At 76.8% G+C, this 19,539-nt stretch carries 18 protein-coding genes; 15 read left to right on the forward strand and 3 right to left on the reverse strand.

Features of this window, described 5'->3' with window-relative positions; genetic code table 11:
• Positions 1-5 precede the first annotated feature (5 nt).
• Positions 6-1,301: an adenosylmethionine--8-amino-7-oxononanoate transaminase gene (locus PGB27_RS26190; RefSeq protein WP_274203383.1), complete on the forward strand. Its 1,296-nt coding sequence runs from the start codon at positions 6-8 to the stop codon at positions 1,299-1,301.
• 476 nt (positions 1,302-1,777) lie between these two features.
• Complete coding sequence (locus PGB27_RS26195; protein WP_274203384.1) at positions 1,778-4,189, forward strand: bifunctional SulP family inorganic anion transporter/carbonic anhydrase; 2,412 nt, start codon at positions 1,778-1,780, stop codon at positions 4,187-4,189.
• Between the two features lie 43 nt (positions 4,190-4,232).
• On the opposite strand, the gene PGB27_RS26200 is transcribed toward PGB27_RS26195, so the two are convergent.
• Positions 4,233-5,327, reverse strand: coding sequence for a TIGR03617 family F420-dependent LLM class oxidoreductase (locus tag PGB27_RS26200; RefSeq protein WP_274203385.1), 1,095 nt, complete (start codon positions 5,325-5,327; stop codon positions 4,233-4,235).
• A 23-nt stretch (positions 5,328-5,350) separates the two neighbouring features.
• Between PGB27_RS26200 and PGB27_RS26205 the strand changes: the two genes are divergently transcribed.
• The 8 genes from PGB27_RS26205 (at position 5,351) to PGB27_RS26240 (ending at position 12,206) form a co-directional block, all read left to right on the forward strand.
• Positions 5,351-6,511 (forward strand): 8-amino-7-oxononanoate synthase, encoded by a 1,161-nt coding sequence (locus PGB27_RS26205; RefSeq protein WP_408630124.1) that lies wholly within the window; start codon positions 5,351-5,353, stop codon positions 6,509-6,511.
• Between the two features lie 172 nt (positions 6,512-6,683).
• Positions 6,684-7,559, forward strand: a complete 876-nt coding sequence (locus PGB27_RS26210) for an STAS domain-containing protein (RefSeq protein ID WP_274203386.1) — start codon at positions 6,684-6,686, stop codon at positions 7,557-7,559.
• A complete protein-coding gene (locus tag PGB27_RS26215; protein ID WP_274203387.1) occupies positions 7,556-8,437 on the forward strand; it encodes a P-loop NTPase family protein in 882 nt (293 codons plus the stop codon). The genes PGB27_RS26210 and PGB27_RS26215 overlap by 4 nt, the downstream gene beginning before the upstream one ends.
• A gap of 33 nt (positions 8,438-8,470) precedes the next feature.
• The gene (bioD, locus tag PGB27_RS26220; protein WP_274203388.1) at positions 8,471-9,181 is read left to right on the forward strand and encodes a dethiobiotin synthase; all 711 of its coding nucleotides are present in this window, start codon (positions 8,471-8,473) and stop codon (positions 9,179-9,181) included.
• Positions 9,182-9,228: 47 nt separating this feature from the next.
• Entirely contained in the window at positions 9,229-10,260 is a 1,032-nt protein-coding gene (gene bioB / locus PGB27_RS26225) for a biotin synthase BioB (protein WP_274203389.1), read from the forward strand.
• Positions 10,257-10,538, forward strand: coding sequence for a biotin synthase auxiliary protein BsaP (bsaP, locus tag PGB27_RS26230; RefSeq protein WP_274203440.1), 282 nt, complete (start codon positions 10,257-10,259; stop codon positions 10,536-10,538). Before bioB ends, bsaP begins: the two co-directional genes overlap by 4 nt.
• A 16-nt stretch (positions 10,539-10,554) precedes the next feature.
• Entirely contained in the window at positions 10,555-11,154 is a 600-nt protein-coding gene (locus PGB27_RS26235; RefSeq protein WP_274203390.1) for a DUF2567 domain-containing protein, read from the forward strand.
• The gene (locus PGB27_RS26240; protein WP_274203391.1) at positions 11,151-12,206 is read left to right on the forward strand and encodes a M20 family metallopeptidase; all 1,056 of its coding nucleotides are present in this window, start codon (positions 11,151-11,153) and stop codon (positions 12,204-12,206) included. The genes PGB27_RS26235 and PGB27_RS26240 overlap by 4 nt, the downstream gene beginning before the upstream one ends.
• 28 nt (positions 12,207-12,234) lie before the next feature.
• On the opposite strand, the gene PGB27_RS26245 is transcribed toward PGB27_RS26240, so the two are convergent.
• Together PGB27_RS26245 and PGB27_RS26250 are read right to left on the reverse strand one after the other, a co-directional pair.
• Positions 12,235-12,945: an LON peptidase substrate-binding domain-containing protein gene (locus PGB27_RS26245; protein WP_408630125.1), complete on the reverse strand. Its 711-nt coding sequence runs from the start codon at positions 12,943-12,945 to the stop codon at positions 12,235-12,237.
• Between the two features lie 47 nt (positions 12,946-12,992).
• Positions 12,993-13,652, reverse strand: a complete 660-nt coding sequence (locus PGB27_RS26250; protein WP_274203438.1) for an NUDIX hydrolase — start codon at positions 13,650-13,652, stop codon at positions 12,993-12,995.
• A 279-nt stretch (positions 13,653-13,931) separates the two neighbouring features.
• Here PGB27_RS26250 and nadA point away from each other — a divergent pair, with 279 nt between their 5' ends.
• The 5 genes from nadA to PGB27_RS26275 are packed head-to-tail and all read left to right on the forward strand — an operon-like array spanning position 13,932 to position 19,494.
• Complete coding sequence (gene nadA, locus PGB27_RS26255) at positions 13,932-14,999, forward strand: quinolinate synthase NadA (protein WP_274203393.1); 1,068 nt, start codon at positions 13,932-13,934, stop codon at positions 14,997-14,999.
• Complete coding sequence (locus PGB27_RS26260) at positions 14,996-16,606, forward strand: L-aspartate oxidase (RefSeq protein ID WP_274203394.1); 1,611 nt, start codon at positions 14,996-14,998, stop codon at positions 16,604-16,606. The genes nadA and PGB27_RS26260 overlap by 4 nt, the downstream gene beginning before the upstream one ends.
• Positions 16,603-17,481 (forward strand): carboxylating nicotinate-nucleotide diphosphorylase, encoded by an 879-nt coding sequence (gene nadC / locus PGB27_RS26265; RefSeq protein WP_274203395.1) that lies wholly within the window; start codon positions 16,603-16,605, stop codon positions 17,479-17,481. The genes PGB27_RS26260 and nadC overlap by 4 nt, the downstream gene beginning before the upstream one ends.
• On the forward strand, positions 17,478-18,623 hold the full coding sequence (locus tag PGB27_RS26270) for an NAD(P)/FAD-dependent oxidoreductase (RefSeq protein ID WP_274203396.1): 1,146 nt from the start codon (positions 17,478-17,480) through the stop codon (positions 18,621-18,623). The genes nadC and PGB27_RS26270 overlap by 4 nt, the downstream gene beginning before the upstream one ends.
• 10 nt (positions 18,624-18,633) lie before the next feature.
• Positions 18,634-19,494, forward strand: a complete 861-nt coding sequence (locus tag PGB27_RS26275) for a GH12 family glycosyl hydrolase domain-containing protein (protein WP_274203397.1) — start codon at positions 18,634-18,636, stop codon at positions 19,492-19,494.
• The last annotated feature ends 45 nt before the right edge of the window (positions 19,495-19,539 follow it).

The raw sequence follows: 19,539 nt of genomic DNA on the forward strand, positions 1-19,539 counted from the left end.
CGCGGATGACGTCGCCGGAGACCGCGCCCCTGCCGCCCGCCCCGACGCTGCGGGAACGCGACCGGGCGCACGTCTGGCACCCCTACGGCCCGATGCCGGGGCGGACCGACCCACTGGTGGTGCGCTCGGCGCGGGGCGTGCGGCTCACGCTCGACGACGGCCGCGAGCTCGTCGACGGCATGTCGTCGTGGTGGGCGGCCGTGCACGGCTACCGGCACCCGGCGCTCGACGAGGCCGTGACGCGGGCGACCGGCGCCATGAGCCACGTGATGTTCGGCGGCCTGACGCACGACCCGGCGGTGGCGCTCGCCGAGCGGCTGGTCGCGCTGACCCCGGAGCCGCTGGAACACGTGTTCCTCGCCGACTCGGGGTCGGTGTCGATCGAGGTCGCGCTGAAGATGTGCCTGCAGTACCAGCGCGCCCGCGGCCGCCCCGGGCGCACGCGGATGATGACCTGGCGCGGCGGCTACCACGGCGACACCTTCGGCGCGATGAGCGTCTGCGACCCCGAGGGCGGGATGCACGCGGCGTGGAGCGGGTTCCTGCCGCAGCAGGTGTTCGCCGACCGCCCGCCGTCGACCTACGACCCGGCCTACGACGAGCACCTGCGCGCGGTGGCCGACGCCCACGCCGACGAGGTCGCCGGGATCGTCGTCGAGCCGGTGGTCCAGGGGGCGGGCGGGATGCGCTTCCACGACCCCCGGCACCTGCGGGCGCTGCGGGAGATCGCCGACGCCCACGACCTCGTGCTGGTGTTCGACGAGATCGCCACCGGGTTCGGGCGCACCGGCACGCTCTTCGCCGCCGAGCAGGCCGGGGTCGCCCCGGACGTCATGTGCCTGGGCAAGGCCCTGACCGGCGGCTACCTGACGATGGCCGCCGCCCTGTGCACGCCGGCGGTCGCCACCGCGATCAGCGCGGGCGAGGCCGGGGGCCTCATGCACGGGCCGACGTTCATGGCCAACCCGCTCGCCGCGACCGTCGCGGCGGCGAGCGTCGACGAGCTGCTGCGTCGCGACTGGGCGGGCGAGGTCGCGGCGCTGGGCGCCGGCCTGCGCGAGTCCCTCGCCCCGGCGCGGGATGTCCCCGGGGTCCGCGACGTGCGGGTGCTGGGCGGCATCGGGGTGGTCCAGCTCGACCACCCCGTCGACGTGCCCGCCGCGCAGGCCGCCGCCGAGGAGCACGGGGTCTGGCTGCGCCCGTTCCGGGACCTCGTCTACGCCATGCCGCCCTACGTGACGCCGGCCGACGACGTCCTGCGGATCGGCGGCGCCATGGTCGCCGCGGCCCGGGTCGCCTGAGCGCGGCGTGGCCCGCAGTGTGAACGCAGCGTGACGGGCGTGTGAGACGGCGATGAGACGGGCGTGAGGCGGTGTGACGTGCCTTCCCCGATCGCCCGATTCGCCCGAATCCACTCGGCCGGAGTAGCAGCACGCGCGTCCCGGTACGGACCGAGCGTGGCGGTGCCGACCGGGATGTCCAGCTCGAGGCTGGGTCACACTCGGTCGTGGTACCGCGGGTACCGCTCGACCCGGTCTGATCGGAACGCTCGGTGACGATCAACTCGCCGCGGCGGGCAGGGGTGTCCCGCCGGTAGGGCAGAGTGATCGACAGCGCCCCGGCCCGTCGCGACGACGTCGCGGTGGTGACGCCGGGTGACCACGACGAGGTGGTCGCCGGCGGCGTCGTGGGCGTCCCCCGACGCTGCAGAGATCCCCGGTGATCGTCGCCGATCACCCCCCGCCGGGCCGGTCCACGGCCCCCCGACGGAGGACCCATGACCACCGGAGCGACCGCCGTGCCCGCGGACCCCGCGGGCGATCCCGTCCCCGACCGCGACACCCCGACCTGGCGCGAGAAGCTGCGCGCCGACGTCCCCGCCTCCCTCGTCGTCTTCCTCGTCGCCGTGCCCCTCTCGCTGGGCATCGCGGTGGCCTCGGACGCGCCCCTGACCGCGGGGCTGATCGCCGCCGCGGTCGGCGGCATCGTCGCGGGCGCGCTCGGCGGCTCCGTGCTGCAGGTCAGCGGGCCCGCGGCCGGCCTCACCGTCGTCGTCGCCGACCTCGTCGGCCGCTTCGGCTGGGGCGTCACCTGCGCGATCACGGTCGCCGCCGGTGTGCTGCAGGTGCTCTTCGGCCTGACGCGGACCGGGCGCGCCGCGCTCGCGATCTCCCCGGCCGTCGTGCACGGGATGCTCGCCGGCATCGGCGTCGTCATCGTGCTCGGCCAGCTGCACGTCGTCCTCGGCGGCGAGCAGCAGGACGACGCGATCGCCAACGTCCTCGCCCTGCCCGGGCAGCTCCTGGGCCTGCACGGCCCCGCGGCGGTCCTCGGCCTGGCCGTCATCGCGATCCTCCTGGCCTGGCCGCGGCTGCCCCGGTCCCTGCCGGGCTGGGTGCGCGGCATCCCGGCGCCGCTGCTCGCCGTCGTCCTCGTCACCGTCGTCGCCGCGGCGCTCGCGCTGCCGGTGGAGCGGGTGGAGATCGGCGGCTCGCTGCTCGACGCCGTCACGCCACCGGTGCTGCCTGACGGTCAGTGGGGCGCGTTCGCGGTCGGCGTGCTGACGATCGCGATCATCGCCAGCGTCGAGAGCCTGCTCTCCGCGGTGGCCGTCGACCGGATGCACACCGGCCCCAGGTCCGATCTCGACCGCGAGCTCATCGGCCAGGGCGCGGGCAACACCCTCTCGGGCCTGCTCGGCGGCCTGCCGATCACCGGCGTCATCGTGCGCAGCTCGACCAACGTCGCGGCGGGCGCGAGGAGCCGCGTCTCGGCGGTGCTGCACGGCGTGTGGATCGTCGTGTTCTCGGTGGCGCTGCTGGGGCTCGTCGAGCAGATCCCGATGGCCGTGCTGGCCGGGCTGCTCGTGGTGATCGGCGCGCGGCTGGTCAAGCTCGCCCACATGCGCGAGCTGCACCGCCACGGCGAGCTGCCGGTGTACCTCGTGACGATCGCCGGCGTCGTGCTCACCGACCTGCTCACCGGCGTGGTCGCGGGGCTCGTGCTCGCCCTGCTGCTGGTGCTGCGCCGCGTGGTGTGGGCGTCGATCGAGGTCCAGGAGCCGCCCAGCTCGACAGCCGCGGACCCCGACGACCGGCTCGGCGGCGCGCGCCCGTGGCACGTCGTCGTCGAGGGCGCCCTGTGCTTCCCGTCGATCCCGCGCCTGGCCCGCCGCCTCGGCCAGGTGCCGGCCGGCGCGCCGGTCGTGGTCGACCTCGTCACCGACTACCTCGACCACGCCGCCTACGACCACCTCTCGGAGTGGATCGAGCGCCACGAGCAGGGCGGCGGGCACGTGCGCGTGGACGAGGTCGGGACGATGGGCCTGCTCGACCGGCGCGCGGCGTCGAACGGCGGGCCCGGCGACCGGCGTCCCGGGCCGGTGCCGCGGTTCCTGTCGCCGTGGTCGGTGTGGCAGGCGGGACACGACGCGACGTACGGGCACGGTGCCGGCCACGGGCACGAGGACGAGGTCGACGACCCCATCCTCACCGGGCTGCGCGAGTACCACCGCCGGGCGGCCGGGCTGGTCGCGCCGTACCTGTCCGACCTCGCCGACCGGCAGGCGCCGTACGCGTTCTTCCTGACCTGCTCGGACTCGCGGGTCGTGCCGAACGTGATCACCTCGAGCGGGCCCGGCGACCTGTTCACCGTCCGCAACGTCGGCAACCTGGCGCCGGTCGGCGGGGACACCTCGGTGGCGGCGTCGGTGGAGTACGCGCTCGACGTCCTCGAGGTGCCGACGCTCGTGGTCTGCGGGCACTCGGGCTGTGGGGCGATGACCGCCGCGCTGCGCGGGACCGGCGGCGACGGCGTGCTCGGGCGCTGGCTCGACGGTGCCGGCGAGAGCGTCGCGCGGTGGCGCGCCGGTCACCCCGTGGCGACGCAGGCCGCGGCGCGCGGGGCGTCGGACGTCGACCAGCTCGCGATGGTCAACGTCGCCGTCCAGCTCGAGCGGCTGCGCGAGCACCCCGCGGTGGCGCGGGCGCTGGCGGCCGGGCGCGTGCGGCTGGTGGGGCTGTACTTCGACATCGCCACCGCGCGCATGTCGGTGCTGGACGAGGACCGCTTCGTCCCGGCCTCGCGCGACCGCCTCGGCGCCGGCGCGTCCGGCACCCCCGGCGCCTCCGGCACCCCCGGCGACCCCGCGACCTCGGCGATCCCCGTCCCGGCGGTCGACCCGTCCTGACCCCTACGTGAGCAGTTGGCACGGCTATAGGCGTGCCAACTGCTCACGTACCGGTGATCGTCGCGCGGGCCGGGGCGTCGTCGGCGGCCTGGATCGTCGCGGCGAGGTCGCGCAGGGTCGCGCGGTCGGCGTCGTCCCGGACGGCCACGGAGAACTCGACGTCGGTGACCACGTCGCGGTAGCGCTCGAGCAGCCGCTCGCCGATCTCGTCGTACGTGCCGATCACCGCGAACCGGTGCAGCGTCTCGTCGTCGATCATCGCCGGGAGGTCCTCCCAGCGCTGGGCCTTCGACAGCTCCTTGGCCTCGTTCGCGAGGTCGCCCAGGCCGAGGTGCTCGAACGCCGCGCGGTAGCCGGGCGTCGAGGCGTAGAAGGAGATGCGGGCGCGGGCGTCGCGGACCTTCGGCACCAGCTCGGACTCCGTGCGCGCCGAGGCCACCAGCGGCTTCATCGCCACCCGGAACCCGTCGAGCGGGCGCCCGCCGCGTGCCGCGCCCCGGCGGACCGCGGGCAGCATCACCTCGCGGATGTACGACGGCGTGCACACCGGGTGCGGGCGCACGCCGTCGGCGACCTCGCCCGCCACCGCGCACATGTTCGTGTTCACCGCCGCGAGGTGGATCGGGATGTCGGGGTGCTCGATCGGCCCGGCGTCGAACAGCGGCACCATGAGGTCGAGGTCGTAGTGCTCGCCGTGGTGGTCCAGCGGCGCGCCGGTCTGCCAGGTCGCCCACACCGCGCGCATCGCCCGCACGTAGTCGCGCATCCACGGCGCCGGCGGGTGCCACGCCACCCCGTAGCGCCGGCGGATGTGCCCGCGCACCTGCGTCCCGAGGCCGAGCGTGAACCGCCCGCCGGAGAGCTTCTGCTGCGTCCAGGCCTGCAGCGCCATGACCGTCGGGCTGCGCGGGAACGCGATGGTCACCGCGGTGCCGGTCCGCAGCGTCGACGTGGCGGTCGCGGCGAGGGCGAGCACGACGAAGGGGTCGTCCTTGGTCTCCTCGACCGCCAGGCCGCCGTAGCCCAGCTCCTCGAGCATCGCGGCGTCCCGCGCGACGGTCGCGAGGTCCAGCGGGGTGTCCGGGGTCCGCAGGCCCGGGTCGACCTTCCCCAGCGGCAGGAGCGTCTCGAGGCGCATCCGGTCACCGTAGGGTGGCCGCCGTGGGCTGGCTGGGTGCGTGGCTGGAGCAGACGGCGGCGTCGCGCGCGGAGGCGGGGCTGCGGCGCACGCTGCGCCCGCGGGATGTCGCCGACCCCGTCGTCGACCTCGCCTCCAACGACTACCTCGGCCTCGCCCGCGACCCGCGCGTCGTCGACGCGGGGGTGGACGCGCTGCGCGCGTGGGGCGCCGGCTCCACGGGGTCGCGGCTGGTCACGGGGTCGACGCGGCTGCACGGCGAGCTCGAGGAGGCCCTCGCCGACTTCACCGGCAGCGCCGCCGCCCTCGTCTTCTCCTCGGGCTACACCGCGAACCTGGGTGCCGTGACGGCGCTGTCGGGCCGGGGCGCGCTCGTGGTCTCCGACGTCGCCGCGCACGCCTCGCTGGTCGACGCCGCGCGGCTCTCGCGCGCCCGGGTCGAGGTGGCCCGGTGCACCGACCCCGCGGTCGTCGACCAGGTCCTCGCGGCGCGGGAGGAGCCCCGCGCGCTCGTCGTCGTCGACGGCGTGGACAGCGTCGACGGCGGGATCGCGCCGCTCGCGGAGCTGCACGCGGTGTGCCGCGCGCGCGACGCCGTGCTGCTCGTCGACGACGCGCACGGGCTGGGCGTCCGCGGGCCCGGTGGCCGCGGCACGCTCACCGAGGCGGGCCTGGCCGGCGCGGCGGACGTGGTGCTGACCGCGACACTGTCGAAGTCGCTGGGCAGCCAGGGCGGGGTGGTGCTCGCCGCGCGGGCGGTGGTCGAGCACCTCGTCGACACCGCCCGGCCGTTCATCTTCGACACCGGCCTCGCTCCGGCCGCCGCGGGTGCGGCGCTCGCCGCGCTGGAGATCGTGCGCGGCGAGCCCGACCGGGTCGCCGCCCTGCACGCCGCCGCGGCCTCGGTGGCGGCGTCCGCGCGGGCCGCGGCGCCCGGGCTCGACGTGCCGGCGCCGACCGCGGCGATGGTGCCCGTCGTGCTCGGCGACCCCGCGGTGGCCCTCGGCGCCGCGGCGAGCTGCGCCGAGCACGGGCTGCGCGCCGGCTGCTTCCGCCCGCCCTCGGTGCCGCCGGGCACCTCGCGGCTGCGCCTCACCGCGCGGGCCGACCTCACCGCCGACGACCTCGCGCTCGTCGACCAGGTGCTGCACAAGGTGCTCGGCCCGATCGTCGCCCCCGCCTAGCCCGGACGGCCGAGCGGTGATTCCCCTCGTGGGCCTCGGGCACCCCCGGGCGGGCGTGTCCACGTTCCCCTGAAATACGCAGCGTGGTCGAAAGGTTCACGAATCGTGGTTTCGGGGTACTCGTGGTGTCGCTCGGCGCGAGCCGGGGCGAGGACGGCCGGAGGGAGGGCGCGTGGCGACACTCCTGCGTGCGGACCCCGGCCTCCACGAGGTCCGGTCCCGGCACACGCTGCTCGTTGCCGCGGGCGTCGAGCACGGCCGTCGTGGCACCGCCTCATGGATCGAGCGCGAGCTGGCGCTCGGGGCGAAGGTCCTCTACAAGGGCTGGCTCCCGGCCGGCCAGCGCCCCGACCAGCACTGGATCGCCGGACCCGCCGGACCGCGGGGCGCCCGGGACGCGCTCGCGACGGGCCAGATGGAGTTCCTCGACCTGCCGACCGTCGTCGAACGCACGGGGGTGACGGCCGAGGGCGTGACGGCGCTGTTCCGCGACGAGGTGGCCCGCGCCTTCGAGGACGCCTGGCCCACCGTCGCGCTGACGCAGGAGAGCCCGGGGCTCCCGCTGGCCGACGACGCCGTCCTCGCCGCGTACACCGCCTGGGAGGGCGGGTTCGACGTCCTCGCCGACGAGGGCCCGGTCCGCACGCTCTGTCAGCTCAGCGTCCCGGACGAGGACGAGGCCGCGATCTGGGAGACGGTCGCGGTGCACCACCGCGACCTCGTCGACGACGTCTGGTCGGCGAGCATCGCCTGCGGGCGGTGGCGACCGAGCGGCGACCTCGACGCGCACGTGGCCCGCCGCTTCGGGGCCGCGGTGCACGGCGCCCTGCGCGCCGCGCGCGCCCACGAGACCGGCCCCGACCTGCACCTCGACCTGTCGGCCGTCGACTTCATGGACGTCGCCTGCGCCGAGATCCTCATGCTCGCGGCCCGGTCCGCGCCGGCGGGCCAGCACGTGGTCCTGCACGGCGGCTCGCGCTTCCTGCGCCGGCTGTTCGACGCCGTGGGCCGGCCCGCCTCGGTGCGCGAGAGCGGGGACGCGCCGTGACGGCCGGGGGCGAGGAGGAGAGCGGCCTGGTCCACCTCGCGCTGCTCCACGACGGTCCCGACGACCTCGTGTCCGGCGCGCTCGCCGAGGTGCGCCGGGCGGTGGCCGACGGCGACGAGGTGCTCCTCGTCGTCGACCGTGCCACCGTGCGCGCCTTCCGCGAGGCCCTCGGCGAGGACGCCGCGCGCGTGACGTTCCCGCCGCCGTCGTCGGTGCTCCCGCCGTCGGACCCCGGCTTCCTCGGGGCCGCGCGGAGGTGGGTCCGGCCGGGCCGGCGCACCACCGTGCTGGGTCAGTACCCCGGGGCGATGCCGGTGCCGGCGTGCGGCGTCGGCGAGGACGGGCTGAACGCCGTGCGCCGCGACCTGCCGCTGACCCTGATCTGCTGCTGCCGCCGCGACGCCGACCCCGAGCTCGTCGCGGTGGCCCGCCGCACGCACCCGCACCTCGCCGGGCCGGCGGGACGCGTCGACAACCCCGGCTACCGCCCGCCCGCGACGTCCGACCCGGTGCCCGCCGACCTCTGGGGCACGGTGGCGGCGCGGCTCGGCGTCGACGGCACCGGCGACCTCGCCGAGCTGCGCCGCTGCGTCGCCGAGGTCGCGGCGCGGGTCGGGCTGGAGGGCGACGCGGTCCGCGCCGCGGTGCTCGCGGTGCACGAGGCGGCGGTGCTCGGCTGTCGCGGCGACGTCGCGGCCGGCCTCACCCTGGAGGTCCGCGCCCGACCCGGCCAGCTGTTCGCCGAGGTCATCGGCCCGCCACGGTCCGGCACGGCGTCCACCGGCGACCTGCTCTCGCACCTGCGGCCGTTCTGCACGTGCGCCGCCGTGCACGAGGACGCCGGGCAGCGCGCGGTGCGCGTACTGACGACCGTCTGACCCGGCCCGCCGACGGGGCTACCCTCGCCCGCCGTGCGGATCCTCGTCGTCACCGGCACCGGCACCGACGTCGGCAAGACGGTGGTGGTCGCGGCGATCGCCGCGCTGGCCCGCGCGGCGGGGGAGCGGGTGACGGTCGTGAAGCCGGCCCAGACCGGCGTCGCGCCGGGGGAGGACGGGGACCTCGCGGCGGTGGCGCGGCTGGCCGGTCCCGTCGCCCTCGTCGAGCTCGCCCGCTACCCCGAGCCCCTCGCGCCGGCGACCGCCGCGCGGCGGGCGGGGATGCCGCCGGTGACGGCCGCGCAGGTGGTCGACGCGGTGCGGGAACAGGACGCCGACCTCGTCGTCGTCGAGGGTGCGGGCGGCCTGCTGGTGCGGCTCGACGACGGCGACACGACGCACCCGCCCCAGACGCTCGCCGACGTCGCCGCGGGCCTCGCGGCGCCGGTCGTGCTCGTCGCGAGCGCCGGGCTCGGCGTGCTCAACACCGCCGCGCTCACCGCCGAGGCGCTGGCCCGGCGCGGGATCGTGCTCGCCGGCACCGTCGTCGGCGCGTACCCGGAGCACCCCGACCTCGCCGAGCGGACCAACCTCGACGACCTGCCGGCCGTGACCGGCGCCCCGCTGCTCGGCGTGCTGCCCGCGGGCCTCGGGACGGCGAGCCCCGAGGACCTCCACGCGGCCGCGCGCTGTGGCCTCGGTCCCGTCCTCGGCGGTGGGTGGTCCCCCGGGCGCGCACCGTGAGGCACACTGCGGCGAGCCCGACCGAAGCCCGATGAAGGGAGCCGTGCGTGACGGCCGTCGATCCCAGCACCACCGCGGAGGAGACCGGCGACATCCTCGCCGTGGCCCGCGAGCAGGTGCTCGAGCGCGGGGAGGGCCTCTCGCAGGAGCAGGTCCTGGCCGTCCTGCAGCTGCCGACCGACCGCCTGTCCGAGGCGCTCGCGCTCGCCCACGAGGTGCGGATGCGCTGGTGCGGTCCGGAGGTCGAGGTCGAGGGCATCGTCTCGCTGAAGACCGGCGGCTGCCCCGAGGACTGCCACTTCTGCTCGCAGTCCGGCCTCTTCGACTCCCCGGTGCGCGCGGCGTGGCTCGACGTCGACCGGCTGGTGGAGGCGGCCAAGCAGACCGCCAAGACCGGGGCCACCGAGTTCTGCATCGTCGCCGCGGTGCGCGGACCCGACGCCAAGCTCATGGAGCAGGTGCGCGCGGGCATCGCCGCGATCCGCGCCGAGGTCGACATCAACGTCGCCTGCTCGCTGGGGATGCTGACCCAGGAGCAGGTCGACGAGCTCGCCGCGATGGGCGTGCACCGCTACAACCACAACCTCGAGACCGCCCGCAGCCACTTCCCGGAGGTCGTCACCACGCACTCCTGGGAGGAGCGCTGGGAGACGCTGCAGATGGTGCGCGCGGCGGGCATGGAGGTCTGCTGCGGCGGCATCGTCGGCATGGGCGAGACGCTCGAGCAGCGCGCCGAGTTCGCGGTGCAGCTCGCCGAGCTCGAGCCCGACGAGGTCCCGCTGAACTTCCTCATCCCCAACCCCGGCACCCCCTTCGCGCACCTCGAGGTGCCCCAGGGTGCCGACGCGCTGATGACCGTGGCGGCCTTCCGCCTGGCCCTGCCGCGCACGGTGCTGCGCTTCGCCGGCGGCCGCGAGCTCACCCTCGGCGACCTCGGCGCGGAGCAGGGCATGCTCGGCGGGGTCAACGCGATCATCGTCGGCAACTACCTGACGAACCTCGGGCGCCCGGCCGAGCAGGACCTCGACATGCTCGAGACCCTCAAGATGCCGATCAAGGCCCTGAACGACACGTTGTGAGCGCCGTCGTGGAGCCGCCCGCCGACCCCCGCGACCCGCAGCGCAGCGGAGCCGGCGCCGTCGACGAGACCGTCGAGCGGCCCTTCTGTGCGTGGTGCGGGCGGGAGCAGGCGGCCGCGGACCACACGGCCTGCGACCGCCGGCTCGCCACCGTGGACCCGCCGCGGCACTGCCCGGTGTGCGCGCGCCGCATGGTCGTGCAGGTCGACCCCGTGGGCTGGACCGCGCGGTGCAGCCGGCACGGGGAGTCGGCGGGCACGCACGGCTTCCGGCGATGACCGGCAGACGGCCGACATGACCGCCCTCAGCGACGACTTCCTCCCCACCGAGCCCTCGGGCCGGCTGGAGCGGGGCGAGCTGCGCGGCGACGTGCCCGCCGCCCTGCGCCTGGGAGCGATCCTCGCGGTGGTCGGGCTCCCGCTCGGCGCGCTGTGGGCCCTGCTCGCGCCGGTCGTGCACGTCGTCGCCCTGCCCGGCGGGGGCAGCGGGTCACCCGCGGGGGAGGCCGACCACGCCTTCGACGCCGTCGCGATCCACCTGCTGCTCGTGGCGTCGTACGGCGTCATCGCCGGGGCCGTGGCGTGGCGCCGCCGCCACCGTCGCGGCCCGGTCGTGCTCGTGGCGCTGGTGGCCGGTGCGCTGCTCGGCGGCTGGCTGTGCGGGCGCGTCGGCGCGATGCTGGCGTGGGCGGCGTCGCCGGTGCCGGTGCTCGTCGACCCCGCCGCGCTCGGCACCGCCGGCATCCCCGGCGCGCCGGTGCCCGCGGTGCTGACGAGCCTGCCGCCGTCGCCGGGGCCGTGGTGGATCGCGCTGGTCGCGGGCCTGGGCGCGGCGCTGGCCTACGTGCTGGCCGCGATCGTCGACGGCCACGAGGACATGGGGAGGGACGCGTGACGGCTCTCGACCTGGCGTGCGAGCTGGTGCGCCTCGACACCCGCGGCGACGGGGAGCGGGTCGCCGCGGACCTGTTGGCGAACCGCCTGGAGGACGCCGGGCTGACCGTCGCGATCCACGAGACGCGGCCGGGGCGCGCGAACCTCGTCGCCCACCACGGCGAGGAGACCCCGGTGACGCTCACCGGGCATCTCGACACGGTCCCCGCCGACGAGGCGGTGTGGTCGTTCGACCCGCTGGCCGGCGACGTCGTCGACGGGCGCCTGCGCGGGCGGGGGTCGAGCGACATGAAGGCCGGGGTGGCCGCCGCGGTCGTCGCGGCCGCCGAGCACGTGCGCGCCGGCGGCTCCGGGGTGCAGGTCGTCCTGACCTTCGGCGAGGAGACCGGCTGCGAGGGCGCCCGCGAGATCCCGGCCGGCGCGCTGCGGCCCTCGGGCACGCTGCTGGTGGCCGAGCCGACCGCGAACCGCGTGGTGCTCGGGCACAAGGGCGTGCTCTGGCTGGTGCTGCACGCCCGCGGGGTCCCGGCGCACGGCTCGCGCCCCGACCTCGGGCACAACGCGCTGGTCGACCTCGCCCGCGCCGCCGTCCGGATCCACGAGCACGACGCCTGGCCGACCAGCGCGACGCACGGCGCGACCACCGCCAACGTCGGGATGATGCGCGCGGGCGTCCAGCCCAACGTCGTCCCGGACCGCGCCGCGCTCACCGTCGACCTGCGCCTCGTGCCCGGCGACACCGCCGACGCGGCCGAGGCGACCGTCGTCGAGCTGGCCGGGACGCCGGTCGAGAGCGAGCGCCTCGTCGAGCTGCCGCTCATCGACACCGACCCGGCGCGGGTGGCGCGGGCCGTCGAGCTGCTGGGCGGCGGGGAGCCGCGGTACGCCACCTACTTCACCGACGCGAGCGTCCTCGCCTCGGCGCTGGGCGGGGCCGACGTGATCGTCTACGGCCCCGGCGACCCCGAGCAGGCCCACGTCACCGACGAGACGGCGCCGGCCGGGCTCGTCGACCCGGCGGCCGAGGCGTTCCGGCGGGTGCTCGGCTCCTGACCGGCGGCTCGGGGGCCGACCCCGCCGCCTAGTTGAGGCTGTGCTCGACGGCGTACTTCACCGACGGCGCCCACACCGCGCGCAGCTCGCCGAGCAGGACCGCCTCGCGGGTCATCGACCGCCGGACGAGCTGCAGGCGCTCCATCGGGCAGGTCTCCTCGAGCAGCTCCTGGCGGTCGGCGAGGGGGAGCAGGCAGTCGCCGGCGAGGATGTGGGCGAGCTCGGGGCCGGCGACGTCGGGCGCCGGCTCCTCGGTGAGCTCCGCGGGCAGCTCGCCGTCGCCGCCGCCCTGCTGGCGCCAGGCGGTAGCGCAGTAGCGGCGGTGCGCGGCGCGGGCGGCCATCGCGAGCGGCGCGAGATCGGTCTCCTCGTCGCCCTCGTCGTCGGGCAGCCACTCGACCTTCCCGACGAGGTAGGGCGCCGCGCGGTCGTCGACCTCGAGGAGCCGGAAGCGCCGGTCGCCGGTGGTCTGGATGTCGAAGCGGCCGTCGGGCAGGCGGCGGACCTCGCGCAGCGTCGCGGTGCACCCGACGTCGTGCAGGCCGTCGCGGCCGTCGTCCGGGCTCCACCCCTCGCGCACGGCGACGACGCCGAACTGCTTGCCGGGGATCGTGCCGGTGACCAGGTCGATGGTCAGCTGCCGGTAGCGCGGCTCGAAGATGTGCAGTGGCAGCGACGCGCCCGGCAGCAGCACGGTCCCCAACGGGAACAGAGGCAGCGTCTCGACCACGAGGCCCACGCTACGACCCCGAGGCGTACCCCGCCGGGTGGACGCGAACCCCCTCGTCAGCCCGTGTCGCCCGGTGGGCGCAGCGCGGCGAACGGGTCGGTCACGCGCAGCACGTGCTCGGAGAACCGGAACACCGCGGCCGGCCGCCCGCCGGCGGGTCCGGGTGCGGCGGTGGCGCCGGTGGGGACGAGCACCCCGCGGCGGGTGAGGACGCGCTGCAGGTTGGTCGCCGAGACGCGGTGCCCGAGCGCGGCGGCGTAGAGGTCGCGCAGCTCGGAGACCGTGAACGCGTCGGGCGCGAGCGCGAAGCCGATGTTCGTGTAGGAGAGCTTGGCGCGCAGGCGGTCGAGGCCGTCGCGGGTGATCGCGCCGTGGTCGAAGGCCGTCGCGGGCAGGCGGTCGACGCGGTGCCAGGCGGTGTCGTCGGGGACGGCGGGGTCGGCGTCGGTGGGCACGAGCCCGAGGAACGCCGTCGCGACGCGGCGCGGGGGCGGGCCGCGGTGGGGGTCGGAGAACACGCCGAGCTGCTCGACGTGCGCCACCTCGGCGAGGTCGACCTTCTCGGCCAGGTGCCGGCGCACCGACGCCTCGACGTCCTCGTCGGCCCCCAGCCGCCCGCCGGGCAGGGCCCAGCGCCCGAGGTGCGGCTCCCGCGCGCGCTGCCACAGCAGGACGCTCGGCACCGCCTCGGTGATCCGCAGGACCACCGCCAGCACGTCGTGCGCGAACGTCCCCGGTTCGCCGCCCGCGCCGCCGTCGTCCACGGAGCGTGATCGTAGGGGGTCGCAGCGAAGTGCCGTTGCGGACACTCAACGTCCGTAACGGCACTTCGCTGGTATCTCGGCCGTGGTGCTCGCCACCCCGCGTGACCGAGGGCTGGCGTCGGCCCGGGACGCGGGGGTACCGTCGGCCACGTTTTCGACCAGGAGGCGAAAACCAGCCGAGGGAACCGGACCGTGCCGACGACGACGCGGCCGCCGGGGGAGGAGACGGCGATGACCGTCCTCAGTGCCACGGACACGACCGCGGAGCCGGCGGACGACCCGGCGGACGACACGGCCCACCACGCCCCGCCCACCGACCTCGTCGAGCCCCTGGCCGCGGGTCCCGGGTGGGCCGAGGAGGTCCGCCGGCTGGCCCGGGAGCGCGACGCCGTGGTGCTCGCGCACAACTACCAGCGCCCCGAGATCCAGGACGTCGCCGACCACACCGGCGACTCGCTCGCGCTCTCCCGGATCGCCGCGGCCAGCGACGCGAGCACGATCGTCTTCTGCGGCGTCCACTTCATGGCCGAGACCGCGAAGATCCTCGCCCCGGAGAAGACGGTCCTCATCCCGGACGCGCGCGCCGGCTGCAGCCTCGCCGACTCGATCACCGCCGACGAGCTGCGCGCCTGGAAGGCCGAGCACCCGGGCGCGGTCGTCGTCAGCTACGTCAACACCACCGCCGCGGTGAAGGCCGAGACCGACGTCTGCTGCACGTCGTCCAACGCCGTCGAGGTGGTCGAGAGCATCCCCGCCGACCGCGAGGTCCTCTTCCTGCCCGACCAGTTCCTCGGCGCCCACGTCAAGCGCGTCACCGGCCGGCAGAACCTGCACATCTGGGCCGGCGAGTGCCACGTCCACGCCGGCATCAACGGCGCCGAGCTCACCGCGCAGGCCCAGGCCGACCCCGACGCCGACCTGTTCGTGCACCCCGAGTGCGGCTGCGCCACCAGCGCGCTCTACCTCGCCGGGGCGGGCGCGGTGCCCGCCGAGCAGGTCCACATCCTCTCGACCGGCGGGATGCTCGACGCCGCCAAGAACACGACGAAGCGGAGCGTCCTCGTCGCCACCGAGGTCGGCATGCTCCACCAGCTGCGCCGCGCCAACCCGGACGTCGACTTCCGCGCCGTCAACGACCGCGCCGCCTGCGGCTACATGAAGATGATCACGCCGGGCGCGCTGACGCGGGCGCTGCGCGAGGGGCGCGACGAGGTGCACGTCGACGCCGCGACCGCCGCCCGGGCCCGCGGCGCCGTCCAGCGGATGATCGCGATCGGGCAGCCCGGGGGCGGGGAGTGACCGCCGGTCCGTGGGAGACCGCCGCCGACCTGGTCGTCGTCGGCTCCGGCGTCGCCGGGCTGACCGCCGCGCTCGCCGCGCGCCGGGCCGGGCTGCGGGTCGTCGTCGTCACCAAGGACGCGCCCGACGCCGGGAGCACCCGCTGGGCCCAGGGCGGCATCGCCGTGGTGCTGGGCGACGGTGTGTCCGAGAGGGCCGGTGACTCGGTCGCGGCCCACCTCGCCGACACCCTCGCCGCCGGCGGCGGGCTCGTCGACCCCGCCGCCGCGGGCGCGATCCTCGCCGCCGGGCCCGCGGCCGTCGCCGACCTGCGGGGCGAGGGCGCGGTGTTCGACGGCCCGCCCGGCGCCCTGGCACGCACCCGCGAGGGCGGGCACTCGGCGCTGCGGGTGGTCCACGCCGGCGGCGACGCGACCGGCGCCGAGGTCGAGCGCGCACTGCTCGCGGCGACACGGCGCGCGGAGCTCGTCGTGCTGCCCGGCCACGCCGCCTCGGCCGTGCTCACCGGCCCCGACGGCGCCGTCGAGGGCCTCGAGGTCCGCGACGAGGAGGGGCGCGCGGGCGTCCTCGCCGCGCCCGCGGTCCTGCTCGCCACCGGGGGCGTCGGCGCGCTCTACGAGACGACCACGAACCCCGCCGTCGCCACCGCCGACGGCTGGGCGCTGGCCCTGCGCGCCGGGGCGTCGCTCGCCGACGTCGAGTTCGTGCAGTTCCACCCCACCGCGCTGTACGTGGGCGCCGACGGGAAGGGCCGCGCGCCGCTGGTCACCGAGGCGCTGCGCGGCGAGGGCGCCGTCCTGCGGGACACCAGCGGGCACTCGGTGACCGCCGGCGTGCACCCGCTCGGCGACCTCGCGCCCCGCGACGTCGTCGCCGCCGCGATCACCCGGCGGCTCGGCGAGCTCGGGGCCGAGCACGTCTGGCTCGACGCCACCGGTGTCCCCGACGTCGCCGCGCGCTTCCCGACCGTCGCCGCCGCGTGCGCCGCGATCGGCGTCGACCTCGCCCGCGACCCGATCCCGGTCCGCCCGGCCGCCCACTACGCCTGCGGCGGCGTCGTCACCGACACCCACGGCCGCACGGGCGTGCCCGGGCTCTGGGCCGCCGGGGAGGTCGCCCGCACCGGCCTGCACGGCGCCAACCGGCTCGCCTCGAACAGCCTGCTCGAGGGCCTCGTCATGGGCCGGCGCGCGGCCGACGACGTCGCCCGCGCCCTCGCCGGGCCGCGACGCCTCGCCGCGCCGACCCTGCCCACCTCGGTGCCCCTCCCGGTCGCCGACCGCGCCGCCCTGCAGGCCGCGATGACCCGCGGGGCGGCGATCGGCCGTGACGCCGCCGGCCTCGCCGCGGCGTCGGACGCCGTCGAGGCCGCGAGCACCCTGCGCGTGCCGCGGACCCGCGCCGACGTCGAGGACGCCGCGCTGACCCTCGCCGCCCACGCGCTGCTCGCCGCCGCCGGGTCGCGCACCGAGACCCGCGGCTGCCACGTCCGCGCCGACCACCCGCTCACCGACGACCACTGGCAGCGCGCCTCGGCCACCGTGGTCGTCGAGGGGGAGCGCCTGCACGTCGGCACCACCGACGCCCGCCACGGAGGTGCGGCATGACCGCCACGACCACCGTCCTCCCGCCGACCCTCGACCCGACCGAGGTCGACGCCGTCGTCACCCGCGCCCTCGACGAGGACCTGCGCGACGGCCCGGACGTCACGACGACCGCGTGCGTGCCCGAGGGCGCGGTCGCGGTGGGCGAGTTCCGCACCCGCCCCGCCGGCACGCTCGCGGGCGTCGGCGTCGCGGTGCGGGTGCTCGAGCGGGTGTGCGGGCCCGAGCTGGAAGTGCTCGACGCCCGTGCCGACGGCGACCGCCTCGCCCCCGGCGACGTCGCCCTCGCCGTCCGGGCGCCGCTGCGGACCCTGCTGACCGCCGAGCGGACCGCGCTCAACCTGCTCTCGCAGCTCTCGGGCGTCGCGACGGCCACCGCGGCCTGGGTCGACGCCGTCGCCGGCACCCGCGCCCGCATCCGCGACACCCGCAAGACCGTCCCCGGGATGCGGGCGCTGCAGAAGTACGCGGTGCGCTGCGGCGGCGGGGTGAACCACCGCATGTCGCTGGGCGACGCGGTCCTCATCAAGGACAACCACGTGGCGGCGGCGGGCTCGGTCACGGCCGCGCTCGCCGCGGCGCGCCGGCTGGCCCCCGACCTGCCCTGCGAGGTCGAGGTCGACTCGCTCGACCAGCTCGACGAGGTGCTCGGTCTGGGTGTCGAGCTGGTCCTGCTCGACAACTTCACCCCGGCCGGGTCGGCCGAGGCGGTCGCCCGCCGGGACGCGCGGGCGCCGGGCACCGGCCTCGAGGTCTCGGGCGGCCTCACCCTGGACGTCGCGGCCGCCCACGCCGCCGCCGGCGTCGACTTCCTCGCGGTCGGCGCCCTCACCCACTCCGCGCCGGTCCTCGACCTCGGGCTCGACCTCCGGACGTGAGCGAGCCGGAGGTCGTCGTCGTCGGCGGCGGGATCGCCGGGATGTCGGTGGCGGCGGAGCTCGCCCGCGACGCGTCGGTGCTGCTCGTCGAGGGGGAGGCGGAGCTCGCCCGGCACACCACCGGGCGCTCGGCCGCGAGCTACATCCCCGGCCACGGCGCGCCGCCCGCCCGGGCGCTGATCGCCGCGTCGAAGGACCGCTTCGCCGCGCTCGCCGACGAGGCCGGGCACCCGTTCCTGCGCCCGCGCCCCGTGCTCCACGTCGCGCACGACGACGAGGAGGAACGGACGCTGCGCGAGGAGCTGCTGCCCCTCGACGCGGTCGACGAGCTCGGCGTCGACGACGCCATCGCCCGCTGGCCGGCGCTGCGCCGCGACGTCCTGCGCGCCGCCGGGGTCGTCGAGGACGCCCAGGACGCCGACCCCCTCGGCCTGCACCAGCACTACCGCCGGCTCCTGCGCGCCCGCGGCGGGGAGATCCGGACCGGGACGCCGCTGACGGCGCTGCGAGCGCACGGCTCGGGATGGCGGGTGACGCTGCACCACGACCACCTCGACACCGGCACCGTCGTCCTCGCCGCCGGCGCGTGGACCGACACCCTGCTCGCCCTCGCCGGCGTCGCCCCGGTCGGCCTGCGTCCGCTGCGGCGCACCATTGCGGTCGTGCGCGTCCCCGACGGCGCGCCGGTGCGGCGCGACGACCCGTTCGTCGTCTCGGTCGGCGAGCACTGGTACGCCAAGCCCGAGGGCGAGCACCTGCTCGTCTCCCCGTCCGAGGAGACCCCCGCCGAGCCGGGGGACCCGCGCCCCGACGAGCTCGACGTCGCCCGCGCGCTGGAGACCGTCAACGCCGTCACCACCCTCGGCCTGCGCTCGGTGGCGACGAGCTGGACGGGCCTGCGCACCTTCGCCCCCGACCGCGCGCTGGTCATCGGCGACCGCCCCGAGCACCGCGGCCTGCACCTCTACGCCGGCCAGGGCGGCTCGGGCATCGAGACCGCGCCGGCCGCCGCCGCCCTCGCCGCTGCCGTGATCCGTGGGGAGACCCCGCCCGCCGACGTCCTCGACGCCCTCGCCGCGCACGGGACGGGGCTCGACGCGGTGCTCGCGACCCGCGTCGGGGCGTCCGGGGGGCCTCGCTAGCCTCGCCCGTATGGGGGACACACCGTCGCGGCGCCTGGTCGCCGCGCTCCTCGCCGCGCTCGCGCTCGTGGTCGCCGGGTGCGGCACGACCGACGAGCCGCCGACGGCACCCGCGACCCCGGCCGCCGCCGCCCCGGCCGGCACCGGCGACCCGGCCCGCGGCGTGCTCGCGCCCCTGCCCGCCGAGGGTCCCCGGGAGGGCCCGCGCATCTGCGGCAAGACCGAGTCGGTGCCCGTCGCGGGCGGGCGCTACGAGGTCCAGAACAACGCCTGGGGCGCCGACACACCCCAGTGCACCACCGCGTTCGACACCGGCTTCGTCGTCTCGGCGCGTCACGACAAGGACTCCGGGCCGGCCGCCTATCCCTCGATCGTCGTCGGCTGCAACTACGGCACGTGCACCCGCGACTCGCCCTACCCGCTGCCCCTGGCCGACCTCGGCGACGTGCGCTCGAGCTGGGCGGTCACCGTGCCCCGCCGCGGTGACTTCAACGTCGCCTACGACGTCTGGCTCGACCCGACCCCGCGCCGCGACGGCGCCAACACCGGCGCCGAGCTGATGATCTGGCTCGACCGCACCGATCGCGTCCAGCCGATCGGGTCGCGTCGCGCGACGGTCGGGATCGCCGGCGCGGACTGGGAGGTCTGGACGGGCGAGAACCACGGCACGCCGGTCATCTCCTACGTGCGCACGGAGCCGACGACGACCGTGATCGACCTGCCGATCAGCGCGTTCGTCACCGAGGCGACGCGGCGCGGCGTCGTCGAGCCGACCTGGTTCCTCACCAACGTCCAGGCGGGCTTCGAGCCCTGGATCGGCGGCGAGGGCCTCGCCACCGACGCCTTCTCGCTCACCCGGAACGGGATCTGATCCTCCCGAACGAGGGAGAGGGCCTGCCGTCACCCACACGCTCAC

The sequence above is a fragment of the Actinomycetospora lemnae genome, from assembly GCF_028737315.1.
Taxonomy (GTDB): Bacteria; Actinomycetota; Actinomycetes; order Mycobacteriales; family Pseudonocardiaceae; genus Actinomycetospora; species Actinomycetospora lemnae.